6 protein-coding genes are annotated in these 5339 nt (G+C 77.6%); all 6 read right to left on the reverse strand.

Features of this window, described 5'->3' with window-relative positions:
* Nucleotides 1-40 precede the first annotated feature (40 nt).
* Nucleotides 41-715 carry a PfkB family carbohydrate kinase gene (locus ABWI04_RS41410; protein ID WP_353835829.1) on the reverse strand — a complete coding sequence of 225 codons (675 nt, stop codon included), beginning with the start codon at nucleotides 713-715 and terminating at the stop codon, nucleotides 41-43.
* A 36-nt stretch (nucleotides 716-751) separates the two neighbouring features.
* On the reverse strand, nucleotides 752-1357 hold the full coding sequence (locus ABWI04_RS41415; RefSeq protein ID WP_345187503.1) for a D-sedoheptulose-7-phosphate isomerase: 606 nt from the start codon (nucleotides 1355-1357) through the stop codon (nucleotides 752-754).
* Nucleotides 1357-2589 carry a glycosyltransferase gene (locus ABWI04_RS41420; protein ID WP_353835830.1) on the reverse strand — a complete coding sequence of 411 codons (1233 nt, stop codon included), beginning with the start codon at nucleotides 2587-2589 and terminating at the stop codon, nucleotides 1357-1359. Before ABWI04_RS41420 ends, ABWI04_RS41415 begins: the two co-directional genes overlap by 1 nt.
* A complete protein-coding gene (locus tag ABWI04_RS41425) occupies nucleotides 2586-3581 on the reverse strand; it encodes a glycosyltransferase (protein WP_353835831.1) in 996 nt (331 codons plus the stop codon). Before ABWI04_RS41425 ends, ABWI04_RS41420 begins: the two co-directional genes overlap by 4 nt.
* Nucleotides 3578-4606 (reverse strand): glycosyltransferase family 9 protein, encoded by a 1029-nt coding sequence (locus ABWI04_RS41430; protein ID WP_353835832.1) that lies wholly within the window; start codon nucleotides 4604-4606, stop codon nucleotides 3578-3580. The genes ABWI04_RS41425 and ABWI04_RS41430 overlap by 4 nt, the downstream gene beginning before the upstream one ends.
* Nucleotides 4603-5339 (reverse strand): D-glycero-alpha-D-manno-heptose-1,7-bisphosphate 7-phosphatase (locus ABWI04_RS41435; RefSeq protein ID WP_353835833.1); only part of this gene is annotated, 737 nt, incomplete at its 5' end. The genes ABWI04_RS41430 and ABWI04_RS41435, both read right to left, overlap by 4 nt.

The following is a 5339-nucleotide window of genomic DNA, read 5'->3' on the forward strand; positions in this document are numbered from 1 at the left end:
TGCACCCACGCGTTGCCGGTGCGCACGGTCAGCCAGGCCTTCACCATGCCGGGGCTAGGCCCCAGGAGCGGCCGAGGTGGCGGCCGCGCCGCCCGGCGGCCGACAGCCCGAACCCGGTGATGTCGGCGCCGTCGGCCGCGGCGAGCCGGGCGGCCTCCTCCTCGTTCGGGGTGAGCAGCCGCACCCCCGGCACCGGCGGTTCGCCGCGCGGGTGCGGGTCCCACACGACGGGGACGCTCGGGGGCAGCTCGCCGAGCAGGGACCGCACGGCGCGGTGCCGGGAGACGCCGCGGCCGTAGTCGGAGACCAGCACGGCGCCGGCCCCGGCGACCGCCTCGGCGACGCGGGGGCCGACGGGCCCGTCGAGGGCCTGCCCGTCCCCGGCGTCCAGGCGCGCCACGGACTGGCCCCCGGACCGGATGCGCAGCTTGCAGGGCGTCCCGCCGTGCAGGTGGAGCGCCGCCACCTCCACGTGCCGCTCCAGCATCGCCCGCAGCCGCCGGCCGGGTTCGTCGTCGGCGAGCGCGGTGACGAGCACCACCTCGCGGCCGCCCGCCGCGGCGAGCAGGGCCGCGAGGCCCGCGCCGCCGGGGCGCGGCCGCTCCTCGGCCTGCTCGACGACGGGGACGGGCGCGTCCGGGCAGAGCCGGCTGCTGCGGCCCACGACGTCGATGTCGAGCAGGACGTCGCCCACCACGACCAGTGGCGCCGTCATGGCCCCTCCCTCCCGTGCGTGACGTGAAGCCTCCGCTCAGGCATGCCGCACCCCCAGCGCGTCGTCGACCGCGCCGCACAGCAGGTGGATCGCGGCGAGGTGGATCTCCTGGACGGTCGAGGTCGAGGCGGCCCGCACGGTGATCGCGTCGTCGCACGCCTCGGCCAGCGGGTTCGGGCCGGGCCCGGTGACCGCCCAGGCCGTGAGCCCGAGCCCGCGGGCCCGTCGCGCCGCCGCGATCACGTTGGGGCTGCGCCCGCTGGTCGACAGGCACACCAGCACGTCGCCGGGACGGCCGTGGGCCTGCACCTGCCGCTCGAACACGACGGCCGGGCCGTAGTCGTTCCCGATCGCCGTGACCGACGAGGTGTCGCCGTGCAGCGGGATCGCCGACAGCGGCCGGCGCTCGTCCTCGAACCGGCCGACGAGCTCGGCCGTCAGGTGCTGCGCCTCCGCGGCGCTGCCGCCGTTGCCGCAGGCCAGCAGGCGGCCCCCGGCGCGCAGGACGGAGGCCAGGCGCAGGCCCCACGCCTGCACGGTGGGGACCTGCTCGCGGAACAGCAGCGCGGCCTCCGCGAGCGCCTCCAGCCGCAGGTCGTGGACGGTGGCGGTGCGGGTACGGATTCCGGGCTGCGCGGTCATCAGGCCGCCACCTCGCTCAGCACGGCGGCCTCCCGGTAGACCCGGGCGGTGTCGGCGGCGACCCGGGCCCACGAGTAGCGTTCGCGCGCCCGGCCGCCGCCCGCGCGCCCCATCGCGGCGCGCCCGGCCGGATCGTCCAGCACCCGCCGGATCGCCCTGGCGGCCTTCTCCGGGTCGCGCGGCGGGACGACCACGCCGGTGACGCCGTCCACGACGGTGTCCAGATGCCCCCCGACGGCGGTCGCCACCACCGGGACGCCGCAGGCCATGGCCTCCAGCGGCACCATGCCGAAGGGCTCGTACCAGGGCAGGGAGACGACGAGGCTCGCCGAGCGCAGCAGCGGCGGGACCTCCTCGCGGCCGAGCCGGCCGAGGAACTCCACCCGGCCCGCCACGTCCGCGTCCGCCGCCACCCGCCGCAGCCTGCGCACCTCGGGGTCGCCGTCGAGGCCGCCGCGGGGCGGCCCGCCCGCGACCAGCAGCTCGGCGTCCGGCAGGTGCGCCAGCGCGCGGATGGCGGTGTCGACGCCCTTGCGCTCGACCAGCCGCGACAGCACTACGAGCCGGTACTGCCCCCGTCCCCCGCGGGCGGGGCCCGCGGGGGAGAACAGGTCCAGGTCGACCCCGCACGGCACCACGCGGACGCGGTCGCGGGGGACGCCCATCGCGGCCAGCTCGGCGGTCTCGTCCGAGCAGGTGGCGACCACGGCGTCGGCGGCGCGCCCGAGCGCCCGCTCCAGCCGGATGCGGGAGGCGGGGCTGGTGTCGTCGTCGCCCTGGTGGCGCCGCTTGACGGTGCCGAGCGCGTGGTAGGTCTGCACGACCGGGACGCGCCGGGCCCCCGCGGCCTGCCCGGCCTGGACGGCCGCGAGGCCGCTCATCCAGAAGTGGGCGTGCGCGACGTCGGGCGGATCGGCGGCCCAGCGCCGCTCCAGGTACCTCCCGAAGTCGTGCATCCACGGCAGCAGGTCGTCCTTGGGGACGTGCTCGGCCGGGCCCGCCGGGACGTGCTCCACGGTCACGCCCGGCGCGAACGGGACCCGCTCGGGGAGGGCGGCCGAGTCGCGGCGCGTGTACACGGTGACGAGGTGCCCCTGCCCGGCGAGTTCGGCGGCCAGTTCCGCGACGAACACGTTCTGCCCGCCGCCGTCCGCCCCGCCCAGCCCCTTCCCGGCGGAGCCGCGCCCGGCGGCGAGGGGGCTGGCGTGCTCGGAGATCATGGCTATCTTCATCGCGTTACCTCCTGGAGAGTTCGCCGCCAGTCGCGCAGGAACCGCGCGAGCCCGTACCGGTCGACGGCGTGGGCCCGCGCCTCCTTCCCCATCTGGCGGGCACGCGGCGGGTCGGCGGCCAGGGTCCGCGCGGCGTCGGCCAGGGCGGCGACCCGCGTGGACAGCACCCCGGCCTCCGGCGGCACCGCCTCGACCGCCTCGGTGGTGGCGAGCGCCACCACCGGCAGGCCGAGCATCATGGCCTCGATCAGCGCGAGGCCGAGCGAGGTCCACCGGTAGGGGTGGACGTAGACGCGGCGGCGGGCGAGCTCCTCGTGCATCCTCGCCTGCGGCAGGTCCTCGAAGGTCCACAGCGACTCGTGCGGGATGCCGAGCTCGCCGGGCGCGCCGGAGACGTTCATCCCGAACAGGTCCACGGGGACGGCGGCGGCCAGTACGGCCAGCAGGTCGGCGCCGGCGACGCGGCCGCGGCGCAGCGGGTCGTTGATGACGACGCCCGCGCGCGGCAGTTCCGCGGTGTAGCGGTAGCCGGGGTCGACGACGCCGTGCTCGATGACGGTGGTCGGGGCGCGGCCGCAGTTCCAGAACAGCTGGTTGAAGTGGGTGACGTGCACGACCGGGATGTCGGAGCGGTCGTGCAGGAAGTGGCGGCTGTCGGGGACGACCTCCTCCGGCATGCCCACGTCGGACGGGGTCCGGCGCGGCGTGTCGTGCTCGACGTAGACGGCGGGGACGTCGCGTCCCGGGCGGCGTCCGAGCCACTCCTCGGCGAGCCGCAGTTCGTGGGGCCGCTGCAGGACGACGGCGTCGACGTCCTCGTCGCGGAGCCGTTCCGGCGGCACCTCGACCGCGCGGTCGGGCCAGTGGAAGGTGTCGGGGCGGCCCCTGCCGTCGGGGCCCCGGTCGGGGGTGACGGGGACGAGCGTGGTCTGCGGGCCGTGGACGAACGACGTCGCCCACGATCCGTGCACGTGCCACATCAGCACTCTCATCGGGCGGCCGCCTCCTCGTCCGCCGCGGCGATCTCGTCGGACGCCACGATCTCCACGGCGGCGGCGACCTCGTCGGGGCCGACCGACGACAGGCAGGGGTGGCCCTCCACGGGGCAGTCCCGGGCGCGGCTGTCCTTGCAGGGGGCGCCCTGGTCGCCGAGCAGCGCCAGCGGCACCCCGAAGGGCGCCCACCGGGCGGCGGGGACGGTCGGCGCGAACAGCGACACGACCGGAGTCCCGACGGCCGCCGCCAGATGCGCGGGGCCGGTGTTGCCGGCGACGACGGCGCAGGCGCCGCGCAGCACCGCCGCGAGCTCGGGCAGGCCGGTGCGCCCGCCGAGGTCGAGGCCGTCCTCCCCGGCGACCAGCGCCGTCAGGTCCTTCTCGTCCTTGTGGCCGGTCACGACGACGCGGCGGCCGGCCGCGACGAGCAGCCGCACCGCCTCGGCGCAGTGCCCGGGCGGCCAGGCGCGCGCGGGGACCGACGTCCCGGGGTGCACGACCACGTAGCCGGGCCCGCCGGTGAGGTGGTCGATCTCGGGCAGCGGGCCGCGGACCCGCAGCCGGGTGTCGGCGGGGGCGGGGAACCCGGCGTCCTCCACCAGGGCGAGCATGCGCAGCGGTTCGGGCATGTCGGTGTCGGGGCGGTGCCGCAGATCCAGCAGCGATCCCGGGTAGTCCTCGCTGATGCCGCCGATCCAGGGCGTCCCGGCGAGCCGCAGCAGCAGCGCGAGCGGCAGCGGCGACTGGTGGAACGAGGTGAGGATCAGCGCCCGGTCGAACCCCCGGAGCGCCCGGACGATCCGGTCGACGTCGGCCTGCTCGACGGGGACGTGGTCCGGGTCGATCCAGGGGGCGCGCCACTCGATGACCCGGTCGACGCCGGGCAGCATGCCGGCCGCGGCGCGCCCGCGCGGCCCGCACAGCAGCACGAGCTCGTCGGCGCGCTCGGCGACGGCCCGCACGGCGGGCCCGGCGAGCAGGACGTCGCCGATGTTGTCCTGGCGTGCGACGAGCACTCTCATCGGCGCCGCCTTCCGCCGAGGACCAGGTCGACGGCGGCGTCCAGCGTCGGCGCCGTCTCCGGCGCTCGCGCGATCTCCGTGCGCAGGGTCCGGCCGGTCGGGACGAGGATGCCGCGCGCCCCGGCCGCCGCGGCGGCCTCGACGTCGCCGCCGATGTCGCCGATGACCGCGCAGGCGGACGGCGGCACCCCGAGCCGCTCGGCCGCGCGCTCCACGAGCCCCGGGCGCGGCTTGCGGCACCCGCAGCCGTCGCCGCCGTCGTGCGGGCAGAACTCCCACACGTCGATGCGGCCGAGCAGCTCCTCGACGCGGGCGTTGACGCGCCGCACGTCCCCGGCGGTGATGCGGCCCTTGGCGATCCCTGACTGGTTGGACACGACGCCGATGCGCACGCCGTGCCGCCGCAGCCGGTCCAGGGCGCGGCGGGCGCCCGGCATCGGCTCGACCCGCGCCGGGTCCCCGTTGTAGGGGACGTCCTGGATCAGGGTGTCGTCGCGGTCGAACAGCACGGCCCGCGTCCCGCCCCACGCCCGCGCCCGCCGGTGGACGACCAGGCCCCGCACGCGGTGCCAGACCGCCGCGGGCGGGATGGCGACGCTGGTGACCAGCATCCTCGTCACCTCGTCCGGCGTCCGGGGACCCGGCCGTATCCGCTCGTGGGCGAATCTCGCGGTGAGCGCCGCCCAGGTCCCCGCGGCGGTGAGCGCGACGGCCGCGCCGCGGCGGCCGCGCG

This window comes from Actinomadura sp. NPDC000929 (genome assembly GCF_040492065.1).
Classification (GTDB): Bacteria; Actinomycetota; Actinomycetes; order Streptosporangiales; family Streptosporangiaceae; genus Spirillospora; species Spirillospora verrucosospora.

Bases quoted from the DNA above. Each gene is read 5' to 3' on its own strand.
- ABWI04_RS41410 (WP_353835829.1), bottom strand. From the start codon at position 715: ATGACGGCGCCACTGGTCGTGGTGGGCGACGTCCTGCTCGACATCGAC.
- ABWI04_RS41415 (WP_345187503.1), bottom strand. From the start codon at position 1,357: ATGACCGCGCAGCCCGGAATCCGTACCCGCACCGCCACCGTCCACGAC.
- ABWI04_RS41420 (WP_353835830.1), bottom strand. From the start codon at position 2,589: ATGAAGATAGCCATGATCTCCGAGCACGCCAGCCCCCTCGCCGCCGGG.
- ABWI04_RS41425 (WP_353835831.1), bottom strand. From the start codon at position 3,581: ATGAGAGTGCTGATGTGGCACGTGCACGGATCGTGGGCGACGTCGTTC.
- ABWI04_RS41430 (WP_353835832.1), bottom strand. From the start codon at position 4,606: ATGAGAGTGCTCGTCGCACGCCAGGACAACATCGGCGACGTCCTGCTC.